The sequence below is a fragment of the Pseudomonas sp. NFIX49 genome (assembly GCF_900115915.1).
GTDB classification, from domain to species: Bacteria; Pseudomonadota; Gammaproteobacteria; order Pseudomonadales; family Pseudomonadaceae; genus Aquipseudomonas; species Aquipseudomonas pharyngis.
The window spans coordinates 51,586-69,066 of record NZ_FOYE01000002.1; the positions used below are offsets into that span (position 1 = coordinate 51,586).

The window sequence follows — 17,481 nt, forward strand, 5'->3', positions numbered from 1 at the left end:
TTTATTCCGACCTCGCCCGCAGTTGAGAAGGCTCAAAACCGCGGGGCCGGCGTTTATAGGCGCGAAGTTTGCCATAAACCTTGGCTTTTGGCGCCTTTTGCTGATCGTTCCCACGCTCCGCGTGGGAATGCAGCCAGGGACGCTCCGCGTCCCAAAAACGGACGCAGAGCGTCCGGGGAAGCGCTACCACGCAGAGCGTGGGAGCGATCAGGCACTCGCTAGGGTTCGACCTGCGTCCATTGCTTGTTGAGCCGCTTGTCGGAGATCGGTACTTTCGTCCCCAACTGCTGGGCGAACAGCGAAACCCGGTACTCCTCCAGCCACCAGCGATACAGCTCGAGCTGCGGATCGCGTTTGCCTTCCTGCGCATGCTTGGCCGCGCGGGTCTGGTATTGCGTCCAGAGGCCGGCGAGTTCGCCGCTCCAGACCCGATCCTTCTGCACCTGCGCGCCCAGCTTCTCGAAACGCTGCTCGACCGCTTTCAGGTAACGCGGCAACTCCTTGAGCCACAGCATCGGCGTTTCCCGGACGAAGCCCGGATACACCAGATGGCTGAGCTGCTGCTTGATGTCGTTGAGCGCCACGGCCTGAGCCAGATCGATCTTGCCCTTGAAGCGTTTTTGCAGACCGTGCCAGAGCTTGAGGATTTCCAGCGTCAGGCGTGCCACGCGCTCGGCGTGTTCGGTCCAGCTGCCGCGCTTGCGCTCGGCCAGTGCCGCCAGACCTGCGCCATCACGCGGCAACGGGTCTTCGCCCTCGAGAATGCAGCTGTCGAGGCTGGCCAACAGAATGTCTTCCACCAGCGCATCGACCCGCCCCAGTTCGCGGTACAGCAGGCCCAGTTCGGTCAGGCCCGGCAACTTGCCGCGCAGGAACTTCGCCGGTTCCGCCAGTTGCTGCATCAGCAGGCGCTGCAAGGCGCGACGGTGCTGGAACTCGGCTTCGGCCGGTGTCGAGAAACGACCTTCCTTGACCGTGCCGCCCTCCTCCACCAGCGCCGGATAGACCGTCATCGACAGCCCGGCAATCTTCTGCTGAGTCTTTTCCGCCACCGGCGCGAAGACCTTGGCCTCCACCGGTTGCTGGCTTTTCGCACTTTGCGGCACCGCTAGTGCGGCCTGGCTGGCTTCGGCGAAACGTGCAGTGAGTTCGGCCAGATCCCGGCCTTCGCCAAGGAACTTGCCCTGGCCGTCGACGATTTCCAGGTTCATCCGCAGGTGGCTTTCGACCTGCTGCGCCGCTTCGGCCCAGGCTTCATCGCTGACCCGCGCGCCGGTCATGCGCAGCAGTTCGCGACCCAGCGCTTGCGGCAACGAACCTTCGGCGAAGGTCATGCGTTGCAGCGCGGCCTTGATGAAGTCCGGCACCGGCACGAAGTTCTTGCGCAAGGCCTTGGGCAGGTTGCGCACCAGCGCGATGCACTTGGCCTCGATCAGTCCCGGCACCAGCCATTCCAGGCGCTCCGGCGGCAGCATCGGCAACAGCGGCGCCGGCACTCGCAGGGTCACACCGTCGCGCGGGTGATTCGGTTCGAAGTGGTAACTCAGGGCCAGTTCCAGATCGCCGATGTGCAGCGTGTCCGGGTAATGCTGCGCGGTGACTTCACTGGCCTCGCGAGCCAGCACGTCTTCCTCGCGCATGATCAGCAGTTGCGGGTCTTTCTGGCTGTTGACGCGGTACCAGCTGTCGAACGTCGCGGTCTGGTGGATCTCCGCCGGCAGTCGCGCGTCGTAGAACGCGTAGAGGGTTTCCTCGTCGGCCAGAATGTCCCGACGACGAGCCTTGGCTTCCAGTTCGTCGAGTTGTTCGAGCAATTGCTTGTTGGCAGTCAGGCATTTGGCCCGGGACTGAATCTCGCCGCGCACCAGGCCTTCGCGGATGAACAGTTCTCGCGAGACCACCGGGTCCACCGGCCCGTAATGCACCGGCCGGCGACCGACCACGATCAGGCCGAACAGGGTGATCTGTTCGAACGCCACAACCTGCCCGCGCTTCTTCTCCCAGTGCGGTTCGAAGTGGTTTTTCTTGATCAGGTGCCCGGCCAGCGGCTCGATCCAGTCGGCGTCGATCTTCGCCACCATCCGCGCATAAAGCTTGGTGGTTTCCACCAGTTCGGCGGTCATCACCCACTGCGGGCGTTTCTTGCCGATGCCCGACGACGGGTGAATCCAGAACCGCCGCTGACGGGCGCCAAGATAGTCGCCGTCCTCGGTTTTCTGGCCGATCTGGCTGAGCAGGCCGACCAGCACCGCTTTGTGCAATTTCGGATAATCCGCCGGTTCTTTGTTCAGGCTCAGCTGCAAGTCGCGGCAGATCAGGCTCAACTGACGGTGGGAATCGCGCCACTCGCGCAGCCGAAGGTAGTTGAGGAAATTCTTGCGGCACCAGTTGCGCAGCGGGCTGGCGGTCAGCGCCTGGCGCTGCTCTTCAAAACCGCGCCACAGATTGACCAGCCCGGCGAAGTCCGAATCGGCGTCCTTCCACTGAGCGTGGGCCTGGTCAGCGGCCTGCTGACGCTCCGGCGGACGCTCGCGCGGATCCTGAATCGACATGGCGCTGGCGACGATCAGCACTTCCTGCAGGCTGCCGAGTTTGGCCGCTTCCAGCAGCATGCGGCCCATGCGCGGGTCCACCGGCAGACGCGCCAGCTGACGGCCGAGCGGGGTCAGCTGACTGTTGCGATCCACCGCCGACAGTTCTTGCAGCAGGTTGAATCCATCGCTGATCGCCTTGCCGTCCGGCGGCTCGATGAACGGGAAATCGGTGATCTCGCCGAGACGCAGATGGAGCATCTGCAGGATTACCGCCGCAAGGTTGGTGCGCAGGATTTCCGGATCGGTAAACTCCGGGCGACCGAGGAAATCCTCTTCGCTGTACAAGCGCACGCAGATACCCGGCTCGACCCGGCCGCAGCGACCTTTACGCTGGTTGGCGCTGGCCTGGGAAATCGCTTCGATCGGCAGCCGCTGGACCTTGGCGCGATAGCTGTAACGGCTGATGCGCGCGGTGCCGCTGTCGATCACGTAACGGATGCCCGGCACGGTCAGCGAGGTTTCCGCGACGTTGGTTGCCAGCACCACACGACGGCCCGGGTGGGACTGGAAAATCCGCTGCTGCTCGGCCGGCGACAGGCGCGCGTACAACGGCAGGATTTCGGTGTGTTTGAGCTGGGCCTTGCGCAGCATGTCGGCGGCGTCGCGGATCTCGCGCTCGCCGGGCAGGAACACCAGCACATCACCGGGACTGCGGCGCTCGCTGCGCTCATAGGCGGCGATTTCGTCGAGGGTGGCGAGGATCGCCTGATCGACAGTCAGGTCGTCCTCGACGCGGTTGCCTTCTTCGTCCTGCTCGAGCGTCAGCGGGCGATACCAGGTTTCAACCGGGAAGGTGCGGCCGGACACTTCGACAATCGGCGCATCGTCGAAATGCTTGGAGAAGCGCTCCAGATCGATGGTCGCCGAAGTGATGATGACTTTCATGTCCGGACGACGCGGCAGCAGGGTTTTCAGGTAACCGAGCAGGAAGTCGATGTTGAGGCTGCGTTCGTGGGCTTCGTCGACGATGATCGTGTCGTAGCGTTCGAGGTAGCGATCGTTCTGGGTTTCCGCCAGCAGGATGCCGTCGGTCATCAGTTTGATCAGGGTGTTGGAATCGCTCTGATCCTCGAAGCGCACCTGATAGCCGACCAGCGCGCCCAGCAGCGTGCCGAGTTCTTCAGCGACCCGGCTGGCCACGCTGCGCGCTGCGATCCGCCGAGGCTGGGTGTGGCCGATCAAACCGTGCTGGCCGCGACCGATTTCCAGGCAGATTTTCGGCAACTGGGTGGTTTTGCCCGAGCCGGTTTCACCGGCGATGATCAGCACCTGATGCTTTTCCAGGGCCTTCTTGATTTCGTCACGCTTGGCCGCAATCGGCAGGCTGTCGTCGTAACGGATCACCGGCAGGCTGGCCTTGCGCGCCAGCACCTGATCGCAGGACGCCTGCATGCGCGCCACCCACTGGGCCAGCTTGGCCTCGTCGGGTTTCTTGCGCAGCTCAAGCAACTGCCGCCGCAGCCGGTGGCGGTCGGCGAGCATGGCGTGATCGAGGTTTTTCAGCAGTTTGTCGATGGAGGGCGATTCGTCGGTCATCGGGTACGCAATTCGGTCGTCTAGTGGCGCAAGGACGCGATTGTCGCAGAAAAGCAGCTACAAGCGGCAAGCTACAAGCCGCAAGTTGAATGCGGTCTTTGACTTGAGGCTTGTAGCTTGCGGCTCGCGGCTGCTTTATTCGTTATCAAGGCCCTTGCGCCGATATGGAAAGACATCGATGACTTTCCCCGCCCGAATCGCCTCCTGCAATCCCTTCCAGTAATCGGCGTTGTACAACTCGCCATGCAACTGATCGAACAGCTTGCGCTGCGCTGCATCGGCAAACAGGAACGGCGGAAATTCCTCGGGAAACACATCCAGAGGCCCGATCGAATACCAAGGCTCGGAGGCCATTTCGTCCTCCGGCGTGCGCGGTGCCGGGATGTGGCGAAAGTTGGCTTCGGTGAGGAAGCAGATCTCGTCATAGTCGTAAAACACCACCCGTCCATGGCGGGTGACGCCGAAGTTCTTCAGCAGCATGTCGCCGGGGAAAATGTTGGCCGCCGCCAGTTGCTTGATCGCCAACCCGTAATCCTCCAGCGCTTCGCGCACCTGGGCCTCGTTGGCGTTATCCAGATAGAGATTGAGCGGGGTCATCCGGCGCTCGGTCCAGCAGTGGCGGATCAGCACGGTTTCACCTTCCAGCGACACCGTGGACGGCGCGACTTCCAGCAGCTCCGCCAGGCACGCCGGCTCGAATTTGCTCAGGGGAAAACGGAAGTCGGCGAATTCCTGGGTATCGGCCATGCGCCCTACCCGGTCGACGCTTTTCACCAATCGATACTTCTCGATCACCGTGGCGCGGTCGACGTTTTTCGACGGCGAGAACCTGTCCTTGATGATCTTGAACACGGTGTTGAAGCCCGGCAGCGTGAACACGCTCATGACCATGCCGCGCACGCCCGGCGCCATGATGAACTGGTCATCGGTGTTGGCCAGGTGGTTGATCAGGGCGCGGTAGAACTCGGATTTGCCGTGCTTGTAGAAACCGATCGAGGTGTACAGCTCGGCGATGTGCTTGCCCGGCAGGATGCGTTTGAGGAAGCCAATGAACTCCGCCGGCACCGGCACATCCACCATGAAATACGAACGGGTGAAGGAGAAGATGATCGACACCTCCGCTTCGTCGGTGATCAATGCGTCGATCTGAATCCCGCGCCCTTCGCGGTGCAGCAGCGGAATCACCAGCGGCCACTGATCGTCGTTGGTGTAGATGCGCCCCACCAGGTACGCGCCCTTGTTGCGGTACAGCACCGAGGAAAACAGCTCGACGCTCAGCTCCGGGTCCTTGCACACCCAGTCCGGCAGGTTTTCGCGCAGCTGCGCTTCCAGACGCAGCAAGTCGCCGGGCAAATCGGCGTAGGCCTCGCTGAAGCGATAATCGGCAAAGATGCTCGCAAGCATGCCCGAGATCTGCCCTTGGGGCTTGTAGGTGCGGGTTTGTGCGGCCCTTGCGCGGCGCAGGCTCGGGCGCGTGGTGTGGATGAACATGCAGCCGTCGCTGATCAGGTCGTGGCTGAACAGGCCGCAGAAAATCGAGTTGTACCAGGTCTCGGACAGTTCATCGTCGAAGCGCAGGTCGATGATGCTGATGTAGGCGCTTTTCACCAGCGGCCAGCAGGTGACGTCCATCAAGGTGTCCGGCTCGAAGTACTCGCGCAGACGGGCGACGGTTTCACCGACCTTTTCTTCGTAGAGGTTGATCCGCGCCGCCGACGCCGTTTGCGTGTCCTGCCAGCGGGCCTGCTCGAAGCGCTCCCGGGCGCCGTCGGTGATCCGCCGGAAATGCTCGCGGTAATCGTCAAAGCCATCGAGGATCAGACGGGCGATGTCGGTGGCTGGCCATTGCTGCGGCATAGATGAGACCTCTGCGGGAATTGGAGAATCTGTGCTCGAAGGCCTGAGCTTAGCCACGGAAGCGGGCGCAGGAGAAGCGCAATTTCTGCCAAATGCTCTTGCGGGTTGTACAGCGACACAGTTTTTATCAAAGTTTTTTTTAATCGACCGTTCGGTCAATAAATACCCACTTCGGTTCCCCCCACCACTGGGCGCCAGCCCGCGTCTTCTCTGGGTTTCGGATCCAATTCAGCGGCGACATCTCTAGCTCGCACTTTTGCCCGGCTTGTTCATGCCTGTCCATTCCCGTCAGCGACTGGCCTTACCAAGATAGTGGCACTTTGATATACAACCCGCCATCACCCGCCTCACAACAAGATCCTCGGCCCACGAGGACGACCTCTCCCCCAATCCCCAAGGAGCACATTGATGTCTATCCGGAATCTGCGCATCGGTTTGCGCGCCAGTTTGTGTTTTGCCGTTCTGGCCTGTCTGCTGCTGGTGGTCGGCCTGTTCGGTCTGGGCCAGATGAAAACCTTGCGCGAGAGCGCGGCGGTGATCGAGGAATCGTGGATGCCCAGCATCGAAAGCATCCATGACGCAGCGGCGAACATTGCCAGTATTCGTCTCGAATCCCTGCGCCTGATCACCAGCACTCAGGCTGCCGTTCGCGAGCGCAGCAAGGGCCTTCTCACGGCGCAACGTCAGGAATTGCTCAAGCGCCTCGACGATCACAAGGCCCTGATTGCCAACGATCAGGAACGGGCGATGCTGGAAGGCTTGGGCGCCGACACCGCCAAGTACCTGAGCATCCTCGACCAGATCATCAAACAGCTTGATGCCGGACAAAACGAACAAGCCTACGCGCGCCTGACCACTGAACTGGCGCCCCAGGGCACGGTGCTCGACAAGACGCTGGAGCAAATGATCAGCCTCAATCAGCAAGGTGCGGATGCCGCCGCCAAGTCCGCGGCGGCGATGTACCAGCAGGCGCTGTGGATCGTCGCCACGATCATCGTTATCGCCCTGATTGCCACGTTGTTGCTGGCCTGGTTGCTGACACGCAGCATCACCACGCCGATCAATCAGGCGCTGAACGTCGCACGGCGGATTGCTTCGGGAGACCTCAGCGGTCGCATCGACAGCGACGGTCGTGATGAAGCGGCGCAGTTGCTCACGGCTCTGGCCGAGATGCAGGGCAATCTGCGTTCGACCATTCGCGGCATCAGCGAGTCGGCCCAGCAACTGGCCTCCGCCGCCGAGGAAATGAGTTCGGTGATGGAACAGAGCACCCGCGGCCTGCAACAGCAAAATGACCAGATCGAGCAGGCCGCCACGGCGGTCACCGAGATGAGCACGGCGGTGGATGAAGTGGCCGCCAATGCGGTGTCCAGTGCCCAGGCCTCCGAAGCGTCGAACGAGGACAGCAAGCACGGGCATGTGCAGGTCAGCGAGACCATCAGCTCGATTCAGGAACTGGTCAGCGCGGTGCTCGGCGCATCCGAACAGGCCGAGGGCCTTGCGACTCAGGCTCAAGACATCAGCAAGGTGCTGGAGGTGATTCGCGGCATCGCCGGGCAGACCAACCTGCTGGCTCTGAACGCTGCGATTGAAGCCGCGCGCGCCGGCGAGGCCGGACGTGGCTTCGCAGTGGTTGCCGATGAAGTCCGTTCGCTGGCCCAGCGCACGCAGAACTCCACCGAAGAAATCGAGCTGATGATCAGCAGCATTCAGCAAGGCACCAGTGCCACCGTCGGCGCCTTGCAAAACAGCGCCGAGCAGGCCAGCCACACCCTGCGCCGGGCCAACAGCGCCGGCCAGGCTCTGGAGAAAATCACCGCGTCGATTTCGCAGATCAACCAGCGCAACCTGGTGATCGCCAGCGCCGCCGAGCAACAGGCGCTGGTGGCCCGGGAAGTCGACGAAAACCTGGTGACCATCCGCGATCTGTCGACCCAGACTGCTGCCGGCGCCACCCAGACGTCTGCCGCCAGTCAGGAACTGTCGCGCCTGGCCGTCGACCTGAACGCACTGGTCACGCGCTTCGTGATCTGATCAGACAATTAAATGCCCGATTAGCGGTTGCCATCGCCGGGGCCCTCGGCAACACTCTCGTCCCGATCAAGGAAGGAGTGGCCCGTGAGCCCTGTCGATATTTTCCGCATGTTGTCGCTGGCTGCCATCTGGGGCGCGAGCTTCCTGTTCATGCGCATCATCGCTCCCGCGATCGGTACGGTTCCGACCGGATTCTTCCGAGTTTCAATCGCCGCCGTCGGCTTGCTGGTCATCCTCGGGCTGATGCGCATCAGCTGGGATTTCAAAGGCAAGCTCAAGACTGTGATGTTGCTCGGCGTGATCAACTCCGGCGTGCCGGCGACGCTGTATTCGGTCGCCGCCCAGGTGCTTCCGGCCGGGTACTCCGCAATCTTCAATGCCACCACGCCGTTGATGGGCGTGTTGATCGGCGGGTTGTTCTTCAGTGAAAAACTCACGCTGGCCAAACTCGCCGGGGTGTTCCTCGGCCTGCTCGGGGTGGGCGTGCTGACCCGCGCCGGCCCGGTCGCGTTCGATCTGCACCTGCTGATGGGCGCGGTCGCCTGCCTGCTCGCGACCACCTGCTACGGCTTCGCCGGGTTTCTCGCCCGACGCTGGCTGGATCAGGCCGGCGGGCTCGACAGTCGTCTGTCGGCGCTGGGCAGCATGCTCGGTGCGACCCTGTTTCTGTTGCCGCTGTTCGGTTACAGCGTCATCACTGCGCCGCCGGTGAGCTGGGGTGGCTGGAATGTCTGGCTGTCGCTGTTGGGCCTTGGGCTGGGCTGCACTGCGTTTGCCTACATCATTTACTTCCGCCTGCTGAGTTCCATCGGGCCGGTGAAATCGATGACCGTGACCTTCATGATTCCGCCATTCGGCGTATTGTGGGGGGCGCTGTTTCTCGATGAGCCGCTGTCGATGGCCCACTTGTATGGCGGGGTATTGATCGCCATTGCGCTGTGGCTGGTGCTGAAACCCGCTGTGGTGAAACCGGCAGAAATCGCCACTCGCTGATTCACAGATGCACAAAGGCCCGGGAGTTTCCTCCCGGGCCTTTTTCATGCGCGGCTATTAGGCCGATTTACGGAACACGAACACCAGACCGACGATGATCAACAGCATCCCCAGCACGCTCAACGCCGCCAGGCGATTGCCGAAGATCAGGTAGTCCATCACCGCCGTCACGGCCGGTACCAGATAGAACAGGCTGGTGACATTCACCAGATTGCCCCGGGCGATCAGTCGATACAGCAGCAACGTCGCCAGCACGGACACCACCAGTCCCATCCACAACACCGGCACGATGAAACCGGCGCTGTGCTCGAAGTGAAACGGCTGGAACGGCACGAAAATCCCGCACAGCAGCAGCCCCGCCAGATACTGCACCGGCAGCGTGCCGAGGGGATTGTCAGTGATGCGCTTCTGCATGATCGAGCCGAAGGTCATGCTCGCCAGCGCCAGCAGCCCGAACAGCATTCCCGCCAGCGACATCCCGGCCAGACCGATGCCCTGGTAAACCACCATGATCAACCCGGCCAATCCCAACGCCAGCCCAAACATCCGGCTCGCCGAGCGCTGCCGCTCCATGATCACCACCGTGAGAATCGGCTGCACGCCCATGATGGTCGCCATCACTCCGGGCGTGACTTTTAGATCCAGCGCCAGCAGATAGAAGATCTGATAAGCCCCCAACAGCACCACCCCGGTGGCCATCGCATACAGCATCGGCTTGCCGCCCTTGGGCAGTTTCAACTTGAGCAACGGTGCCAGCAGCACCAACCCGCACAGTGCAATCACAAAACGGATCAGCAGAAAGGCAAAAGGCGAAGCGTGGGCCAGCCCCCACTTGGAGAAGATCGCCCCGCTGCTCCACAGCAGAACGAACAGGCTCGTGGACGCCGCCGCGAGCGCGGACTTTTTCGAAAGGACAAACATGAATACCACCTGTAGTCAGGCAAATAGCCAACTCAGCCGAAGCTGAAATTCAGTAGGTTTTTTCAGGCGGGCACAGGGGTCAGCAGCAAACGCTGATCAGCCCGAAACACCAACGCCCGGCGGTGATACGACTGCGCACACCGGCGTGCTACTGACAGGTGGAGGGTAATGACTGATCTGCACAGGCTGCTGATTCCCGCACGGCACGACGCCAGCGTTAAGCGCTGAATCGACTACCGCGTTGATGAGGGATGCAGGCATCTGGGCTGATCTTTTTTGAAGGGTTGAAAGGTGAGTCATACGACTCACGAGCGCCGACTATAACCAGCCCGCGACATGGATTGCAACGACTTGGACAAAGGGCCAGTAGCGACAGGCAGGAGGCAGGCGCATAGGCTCGTTTGCAATTGCAACGACCATTGATGGGGGACATGGAATGCGCGAGATCATATGCCAAGGGAACGGAATCATCTGCGGTATCAGTTGTACAAATCGCAAGCCAGGAAGCTTGCCCGCCTTGCCACGACTCAACTCCAGATTGATCTGGAGATGGCCGGTCCCACAACGCTTGACCTTTCGAAAGTACGTTTCGAACCCATCGACTCGTTGGCGCTGAGTGCTTTTGAGTGTTGGGAGAGCCCACATTTTTCATGGGAAGAAGTCATTGGATGGAAAGCGCGCGAACCTCTCGCTCTCGACATCGCAATCTGGTTTGAATCTGAACTGTGCGGACTTTGCTTCGCCAACCCGAATAAAAGTCGACAACGCATCCGAATCGTACGACTGGAGGGGCGGCCAAGAGAAACACATCCATTGAAAAACCGTGTTGCACCGCTATCCGTTCTGGCAATTGAGCAATACGCCCGCATCATTGGCAGTAGCTTGATCGAGGCTCAAGAACCATTCCAGGGAGCAATACCAATTTACGAACAACTCGGCTTCGGTTTGGATAACGAGGGTCGCCTTGTCAAAACAGTAGGGAGCCTAGTATTGTGAAAAACGCTCAAATATTGATCAACCACGGTGTGAATATGCGCAAAGAAATAAAAAAATCCCCCAGAAAGAAAAAAGCGCATGCAATAAGGGGTGAATCTGATCCGGCGGTTCTGACAGCCAGTCAAAGACGGCTCTTACAGATCATTGCAACCGGCACCGCTATCGATGAACCAAGCTTACTTGCTGGCCGTCCCTGATTCCGAAAACAAAAAACCGCTCAAACGAGCGGTTTTTTATGCTTTTAATTCCAGCCTCAACCAAACAGCCAATACCCCAGCAACGTCAGCACCACCACCGCCAGCACCGGCCGCATTACGCGGTAGGCCTTTGGATTGCGGCGTTTCCACTGTTTGACCTTACCGCTGAACTTGTCGCTGAAGTTCTTGCTCCACGCATAAGCCTGGTTGATCCCGCCAACACGCTCGTCGTCGAGGTTCTGCGGTGCCGTGGCACGGCCCAGCCAGGCGCTGATGAAGCGGTTGATGCGGGTCATCAGGCGGCTGCTCAGCGGCCGCTCGATGTCGCAGAACAGGATGACGCGGGTCTGTTCGGTTTCGTTCTTGACCCAATGCACGTAGGTCTCGTCGAACATCACGTCTTCACCGTCGCGCCAGGCGTAGACCTGCCCGTCGACGAAGATTCGGCAATCGTCGGAGTTTGGCGTTGACAGACCAAGGTGATAACGCAGGGAACCGGCGAACGGATCGCGGTGCGGGTTCAAATGGCTGCCGCCCGGCAACAGCGCGAACATCGCGCCTTTGACGTTGGGGATGGCACTGACCAGCGCCACGGTTTTCGGGCACAGGGTTTCGGCCGATGGCAGAGGTTTGTCGTACCACTTGAGGTAGAAACGCTTCCAGCCTTTCTTGAAGAACGAGCCGAAACCGGCGTCGTTGTTCTTCTCGGCGGCGCGAATATAACCCTCGTCGAACAGGTGCATCGCTTCGTCGCGAATGGTTTCCCAGTTATCACGCAACACGTCCAGCTCCGGAAACTTGCTGCGATCCAGATATGGTTTGGACGGCACACCCGAGAACAGATACATCAGGGCGTTATAGGGGGCGAACAGCGCCGAGTGGTTGACGAACTGCCGCAGCACCGGCAAACGCGCCTTGCCGCGCAAATGCACGTAGAGGATGCTGCCCACAAACAGCAGCAACACCGACACCTTGGCGGCTAACGAAAAGGTCATCAACAACTCCTTGAAATAAGACAACGCCACGCCATGTCATTTACCCGAGATGGCGGCCGGCCATGATAAACACTACCGGCTCCGGGAAAAACCCGCCCGACTCAAGATTCAGTGTTAAGAATTGCGCAACAAAGCACTTATTAACATAACGATCCTGAACCCTGGCTGACCTGAATCAACGCACCCCTTACTGCTGGTTCTCCTGATCGGTGAACAGATCACTGAACAGCATGCTCGACAGATAACGCTCACCGGAGTCGGGCAGCACCACCACAATGGTCTTGCCCTGCATTTCCGGAGTTTCCGCCAGGCGCACCGCCACCGACATGGCCGCACCACAGGAAATCCCGCACAGGATCCCTTCCTCCTGCATCAGGCGCAGGGCCATGGCTTTGGACTCGTCATCCGTCACCAGCTCGACCCGGTCAACCATCGACAGATCAAGGTTCTTCGGCACAAAACCGGCGCCGATGCCCTGAATCTTGTGCGGGCTCGGCTTGATTTCTTGACCTGCCAGCGCCTGGGTAATCACCGGCGAAGACACCGGCTCCACCGCCACCGACAGAATCGGTTTGCCTGCCGTATTCTTGATATACCGCGACACGCCGGTGATGGTTCCGCCGGTGCCGACGCCCGCCACCAGCACATCGATGGCGCCGTCGGTGTCATTCCAGATTTCCGGGCCGGTGGTCTTTTCATGAATGGCCGGGTTGGCCGGGTTATCGAACTGGGCCGGCATGAAATATTTGCCCGCGTCACTGGCTACGATCTCGTTGGCCTTTTCGATAGCGCCTTTCATGCCCTTGGCTGGCTCGGTCAGCACCAGCTCTGCGCCCAGCGCCTTGAGCACTTTGCGCCGCTCGATGCTCATCGAGGCCGGCATGGTCAGCAGCAATTTGTAACCGCGCGCGGCCGCCACGAAGGCCAGGCCGATGCCGGTGTTGCCGGAGGTCGGCTCGACGATGGTCATGCCCGGCTTGAGTTTGCCGCTGCTTTCGGCGTCCCAGATCATGTTGGCGCCAATCCGGCACTTGACCGAGTAGCCCGGGTTGCGACCTTCGATCTTGGCCAGAATGGTCACGCCACGGGGCGCGATGCGGTTGATCTGCACCAGCGGCGTGTTGCCGATGGAATGGGCGTTGTCAGCAAAAATACGGCTCATGGCTGGGTCCTTGTGCAGCGTTGAATTCAGCCTTCCAAGGTAAGCCTGTTGCCCGTGTCAGTCCAGTCGGGCCGAACGTCTGCGGCAGGCGGCAGTCAATCGCTTTACATCGTTCGGAATTTGCTGCCATGAAGCGTCGCTACCGTTGGCCATTGTGGATTTTCGCCACTGTTGTGGTGTTGCTGGTCGCCCTGCACATCGCCCTGCCCTACCTCGTGCGCGACTATCTGAATGACAAGCTGGCCAATATGGGCGACTACCGCGGCCAGATCACCGACGTGGACCTGGCGCTCTGGCGCGGGGCCTACAAGATCAATGGCCTGAAAATCGTCAAGGCCGACGGCAAGGTGCCGGTGCCATTCGTCGATGCGCCGGTTATCGACCTGTCTGTCAGTTGGCACTCGCTTTGGTACGACCATGCTGTCGTGGCGCAGGTGAAATTCTTTAAACCTCAGGTGAACTTCGTCGATGGTGGTGCCAACAGGCAGAACTCCCAGACCGGTCAGGGCACCGACTGGCGTGAGCAACTGGGCAAACTGTTGCCTATCACGCTCGACGAAGTGCAGATCAGCGATGGGCGGATCAGCTTTCGCAACTTCAACTCCAAACCACCGGTAAACATGAATGCAACCAACGTCGACGCCAGCATTTACAACCTGACCAACGTGGTCGACAAAGAAGGCAAACGCGATGCTCGCTTCGAAGGCAAGGCTCTGCTGCTGGGGCATGCCCCGCTGGAAACCACAGCCACCTTCGACCCCTTGAGCAATTTCGAAGACTTCGAATTTCGCCTGCGGGCCCGCGACATCGAACTCAAGCGCATGAACGACTTCGCCTCGGCCTACGGCAAATTCGACTTCAACGCCGGCCACGGCGATGTGGTCATCGAAGCCGCCGCCAACAAGGGCCAGCTCAAGGGCTACATCAAACCGCTGCTGCGCGACGTGGACGTGTTCAACTGGCAGCAGGATGTCGAGAACAAGAACAAGGGAATCTTCCGCTCGATCTGGGAAGCACTGGTCGGCGGCACGGAAACCGTGCTGAAAAACCAGGGCAAAAACCAGTTTGCCACCCGAGTCGAACTCAGTGGCAGCGTGCATCAGCAAGATATCAGCGCGTTCGAAGCTTTTTTGCAGATTTTGCGCAACGGATTCATCCAGGCCTTCAATGCCCGGTATGAACGGCCGAAGCCGGATGCGGGCTAAGTTTTACGGTTGACGATGTAGCGCCCGGTATCCTCTGCCGCGATCAGTGCAGGTTTCTCCTGCAACGAATCCCAACCCAGACAGGCCAGGGCCAATGATCGCGGCACCGCTTCCCGACCATTACTGTAGCGACTGATGCTGCGGGCACTGACACCCAACGCTTCGGCTGCCTCATTCAACGGTAAACCGGTGCGAGCGCGCCAATCCATGAAAATCCGTGTGTTTTCGTCCGGCGCATTTTGCGCGAGCGCGTCCCGATACAAGGTATCGGCACCAATCTGGATATCCGGTTCCGGCCACTCCACGCTCCAGCCGTCGTCACCCAACTCAGCGGTTGCGAACACTTCAGCGTCCAGTAGCGGAGCGAGCCCCGGGTAAGTTTGCAGATCGCAGCTCAAGTCCAGGTTCAGCTGTTGGCCGTCAATAAAGGTCAGTGACAGACAAGCATCGCCAAGAGCCTGCACTGCCGCCAACCGTGGCCGCTTCATGGGTAACATCGTTTCCAGTCCTCCAGCAATTGCGTCTGATGGGACAAAACCCACGCCAGCGCTTCCTTGACGATCAGTGGCGGTGCCTTGCCCATCATGACCTCGACGGTTTCCAGGCTCAGCATCACATCCACTCCGCCACCGGTCAGGTGAACATGGGGTGGTGGGTGATCCTTCTCGCGCAACTGAATGCGGTATTTTTCGCGAAATCGGTATTTGGTAGTCATGCCCGAAGGCTATCGCCAAATCGGCGATACCAGGAATACTGGCCTCGTGCCGAAACTGAGTCAACATGTGACGCCCCATTCAGAGACTGAATAAGCCGTCTGCGTTCACAGTCGACCGGGCCGCGCGTTATAGTCGGGCATCCGATTATTTCGCCCCCGCCCTGCCCGTTCAGGTCGGCGTTACCGTTCGAGGATTAGCAGATGAAGTTCGAAGGCACCCAGGCCTACGTCGCCACCGATGACCTGAAGCTGGCGGTCAACGCCGCCATCACCCTGGAGCGGCCGCTGCTGGTCAAGGGCGAACCGGGCACCGGCAAGACCATGCTCGCCGAGCAACTGGCCGAATCGTTCGGCGCCAAGCTGATCACCTGGCACATCAAGTCCACCACCAAGGCCCATCAGGGCCTGTACGAGTACGACGCGGTCAGCCGTTTGCGCGACTCGCAACTGGGCAATGAAAAAGTCCACGACGTACGCAACTACCTGAAGAAGGGCAAACTCTGGGAAGCGTTCGAGTCCGAAGAGCGCGTCATCCTGCTGATCGACGAAATCGACAAGGCCGACATCGAGTTTCCCAACGACCTGCTGCAAGAACTCGACAAGATGGAGTTCTACGTTTACGAGATCGACGAGACCATCAAGGCCAAGAAGCGTCCGATCATCATCATTACCTCCAACAACGAGAAAGAGCTGCCGGACGCGTTCCTGCGCCGCTGCTTCTTCCATTACATCGCCTTCCCCGACCGAACCACCCTGCAGAAAATCGTCGATGTTCACTACCCGGACATCAAGAAGGATCTGGTCAGCGAAGCGCTGGACGTGTTCTTCGACGTGCGCAAGGTGCCGGGCCTGAAGAAGAAGCCGTCGACCTCGGAACTGGTGGACTGGCTGAAACTGCTGATGGCCGACAACATCGGCGAAGCCGTGCTGCGCGAACGCGATCCGACCAAAGCCATCCCGCCGCTGGCCGGTGCGCTGGTGAAGAACGAACAGGACGTGCAACTGCTTGAGCGCCTGGCGTTCATGAGCCGTCGCGGCACCCGCTAAGAGGCTGATGCCATGTTGCTCAACCTGTTCAATGAAATGCGTGCAGCCAAGGTGCCGGTCTCGGTGCGCGAGCTGCTCGACCTGATCAACGCGCTGAAACAGCGCGTCACCTTCGCCGACATGGACGAGTTCTACTACTTGTCGCGGGCGATTCTGGTGAAGGACGAACGGCATTTCGACAAGTTCGACCGTGCGTTCGGCGCCTACTTCAATGGCCTGGAAAAGCTCGACGATCACTTGCAGGCGCTGATCCCCGAAGACTGGTTGCGCAAGGAATTCGAGCGTTCGCTGAGCGACGAGGAACGCGCGCAGATCCAGTCCCTCGGCGGCCTGGACAAGCTGATCGAAGAGTTCAAGAAACGTCTGGAAGAACAGAAGGAACGCCACGCCGGCGGCAACAAATGGATCGGCACCGGCGGCACCAGCCCGTTCGGCTCCGGCGGTTTCAACCCGGAAGGCATCCGGGTCGGCGATGCCGGCAAGCGCCAGGGCAAAGCGGTGAAAGTCTGGGATCAGCGCGAGTACAAGAACCTCGACGATTCCGTGGAACTGGGCACCCGTAACATCAAGGTCGCCCTGCGTCGCCTGCGCAAATTCGCTCGTCAGGGCGCGGCGGAAGAGCTGGACATCGACGGCACCATCGACCACACCGCCAAGGATGCCGGCCTGCTGAACATCCAGATGCGCCCGGAACGGCGCAACACGGTGAAGCTGTTGCTGCTGTTCGACATCGGCGGCTCGATGGACGCCCACGTGAAGATCTGCGAGGAATTGTTCTCGGCCTGCAAGACCGAGTTCAAGCATCTGGAGTACTTCTACTTCCACAACTTCATTTATGAATCGGTGTGGAAGAACAACATGCGCCGCACTTCCGAGCGCACGTCGACCCAGGACCTGCTGCACAAGTACGGCGCCGACTACAAAGTGATCTTCATCGGTGACGCCGCGATGGCGCCTTATGAAATCACCCAGGCTGGCGGCAGCGTCGAGCACTGGAACGAAGAGCCGGGTTACGTGTGGATGCAGCGCTTCATGGAGAAGTACAAGAAGCTCATCTGGATCAATCCGTATCCGAAAGATACGTGGGGCTATACATCGTCGACCAATATCGTGCGGGACTTGATCGAGGATCAGATGTATCCGCTGACGTTGCGCGGGCTGGAAGAAGGGATGCGGTTTCTGTCCAAGTAAGCGGATGGTTCCCATGTCGAGGCGTCGAACCGTCTGCG

At 60.2% G+C, this 17,481-nt stretch carries 14 protein-coding genes; 7 read left to right on the top strand and 7 right to left on the bottom strand.

Annotated features, from left to right (window positions below):
• Positions 1 to 218 precede the first annotated feature (218 nt).
• Positions 219 to 4,130 carry an ATP-dependent RNA helicase HrpA gene (gene hrpA / locus BMZ46_RS04575; RefSeq protein ID WP_074691115.1) on the bottom strand — a complete coding sequence of 1,304 codons (3,912 nt, stop codon included), beginning with the start codon at positions 4,128 to 4,130 and terminating at the stop codon, positions 219 to 221.
• A gap of 135 nt (positions 4,131 to 4,265) precedes the next feature.
• Positions 4,266 to 5,987 carry a bifunctional isocitrate dehydrogenase kinase/phosphatase gene (aceK, locus tag BMZ46_RS04580; RefSeq protein WP_074691114.1) on the bottom strand — a complete coding sequence of 574 codons (1,722 nt, stop codon included), beginning with the start codon at positions 5,985 to 5,987 and terminating at the stop codon, positions 4,266 to 4,268.
• 408 nt (positions 5,988 to 6,395) lie between these two features.
• On the opposite strand from aceK, the gene BMZ46_RS04585 reads away from it, so the two are divergent.
• Together BMZ46_RS04585 and BMZ46_RS04590 are read left to right on the top strand one after the other, a co-directional pair.
• Positions 6,396 to 8,021: a methyl-accepting chemotaxis protein gene (locus BMZ46_RS04585; RefSeq protein ID WP_074691113.1), complete on the top strand. Its 1,626-nt coding sequence runs from the start codon at positions 6,396 to 6,398 to the stop codon at positions 8,019 to 8,021.
• Between the two features lie 84 nt (positions 8,022 to 8,105).
• On the top strand, positions 8,106 to 9,014 hold the full coding sequence (locus BMZ46_RS04590; protein ID WP_074691112.1) for a DMT family transporter: 909 nt from the start codon (positions 8,106 to 8,108) through the stop codon (positions 9,012 to 9,014).
• 57 nt (positions 9,015 to 9,071) lie between these two features.
• On the opposite strand, the gene BMZ46_RS04595 is transcribed toward BMZ46_RS04590, so the two are convergent.
• Positions 9,072 to 9,935: a DMT family transporter gene (locus tag BMZ46_RS04595; protein WP_039772606.1), complete on the bottom strand. Its 864-nt coding sequence runs from the start codon at positions 9,933 to 9,935 to the stop codon at positions 9,072 to 9,074.
• 450 nt (positions 9,936 to 10,385) lie between these two features.
• Between BMZ46_RS04595 and BMZ46_RS04600 the strand changes: the two genes are divergently transcribed.
• Positions 10,386 to 10,931, top strand: coding sequence for a hypothetical protein (locus tag BMZ46_RS04600; protein ID WP_039772608.1), 546 nt, complete (start codon positions 10,386 to 10,388; stop codon positions 10,929 to 10,931).
• Positions 10,928 to 11,128 (top strand): hypothetical protein, encoded by a 201-nt coding sequence (locus BMZ46_RS04605; protein ID WP_074691111.1) that lies wholly within the window; start codon positions 10,928 to 10,930, stop codon positions 11,126 to 11,128. Before BMZ46_RS04600 ends, BMZ46_RS04605 begins: the two co-directional genes overlap by 4 nt.
• A 56-nt stretch (positions 11,129 to 11,184) precedes the next feature.
• On the opposite strand, the gene BMZ46_RS04610 is transcribed toward BMZ46_RS04605, so the two are convergent.
• Positions 11,185 to 12,123 (bottom strand): aspartyl/asparaginyl beta-hydroxylase domain-containing protein, encoded by a 939-nt coding sequence (locus tag BMZ46_RS04610; protein ID WP_039772609.1) that lies wholly within the window; start codon positions 12,121 to 12,123, stop codon positions 11,185 to 11,187.
• A gap of 187 nt (positions 12,124 to 12,310) precedes the next feature.
• Positions 12,311 to 13,285, bottom strand: a complete 975-nt coding sequence (gene cysK / locus BMZ46_RS04615) for a cysteine synthase A (protein ID WP_011332943.1) — start codon at positions 13,283 to 13,285, stop codon at positions 12,311 to 12,313.
• 128 nt (positions 13,286 to 13,413) lie between these two features.
• Between cysK and BMZ46_RS04620 the strand changes: the two genes are divergently transcribed.
• A complete protein-coding gene (locus BMZ46_RS04620) occupies positions 13,414 to 14,490 on the top strand; it encodes a DUF748 domain-containing protein (protein WP_039772612.1) in 1,077 nt (358 codons plus the stop codon).
• Here the strand turns inward: BMZ46_RS04620 and BMZ46_RS04625 are convergent.
• On the bottom strand, positions 14,487 to 14,987 hold the full coding sequence (locus BMZ46_RS04625; protein ID WP_074691110.1) for a DUF2442 domain-containing protein: 501 nt from the start codon (positions 14,985 to 14,987) through the stop codon (positions 14,487 to 14,489). The two genes, BMZ46_RS04620 and BMZ46_RS04625, sit on opposite strands and share 4 nt — an antisense overlap.
• The gene (locus BMZ46_RS04630) at positions 14,975 to 15,205 is read right to left on the bottom strand and encodes a DUF4160 domain-containing protein (protein ID WP_039772616.1); all 231 of its coding nucleotides are present in this window, start codon (positions 15,203 to 15,205) and stop codon (positions 14,975 to 14,977) included. Before BMZ46_RS04630 ends, BMZ46_RS04625 begins: the two co-directional genes overlap by 13 nt.
• A 201-nt stretch (positions 15,206 to 15,406) precedes the next feature.
• Between BMZ46_RS04630 and BMZ46_RS04635 the strand changes: the two genes are divergently transcribed.
• Positions 15,407 to 16,252, top strand: coding sequence for an AAA family ATPase (locus BMZ46_RS04635; RefSeq protein WP_007911294.1), 846 nt, complete (start codon positions 15,407 to 15,409; stop codon positions 16,250 to 16,252).
• Between the two features lie 12 nt (positions 16,253 to 16,264).
• Complete coding sequence (locus BMZ46_RS04640; RefSeq protein ID WP_016771218.1) at positions 16,265 to 17,443, top strand: vWA domain-containing protein; 1,179 nt, start codon at positions 16,265 to 16,267, stop codon at positions 17,441 to 17,443.
• Positions 17,444 to 17,481: the final 38 nt, after the last annotated feature.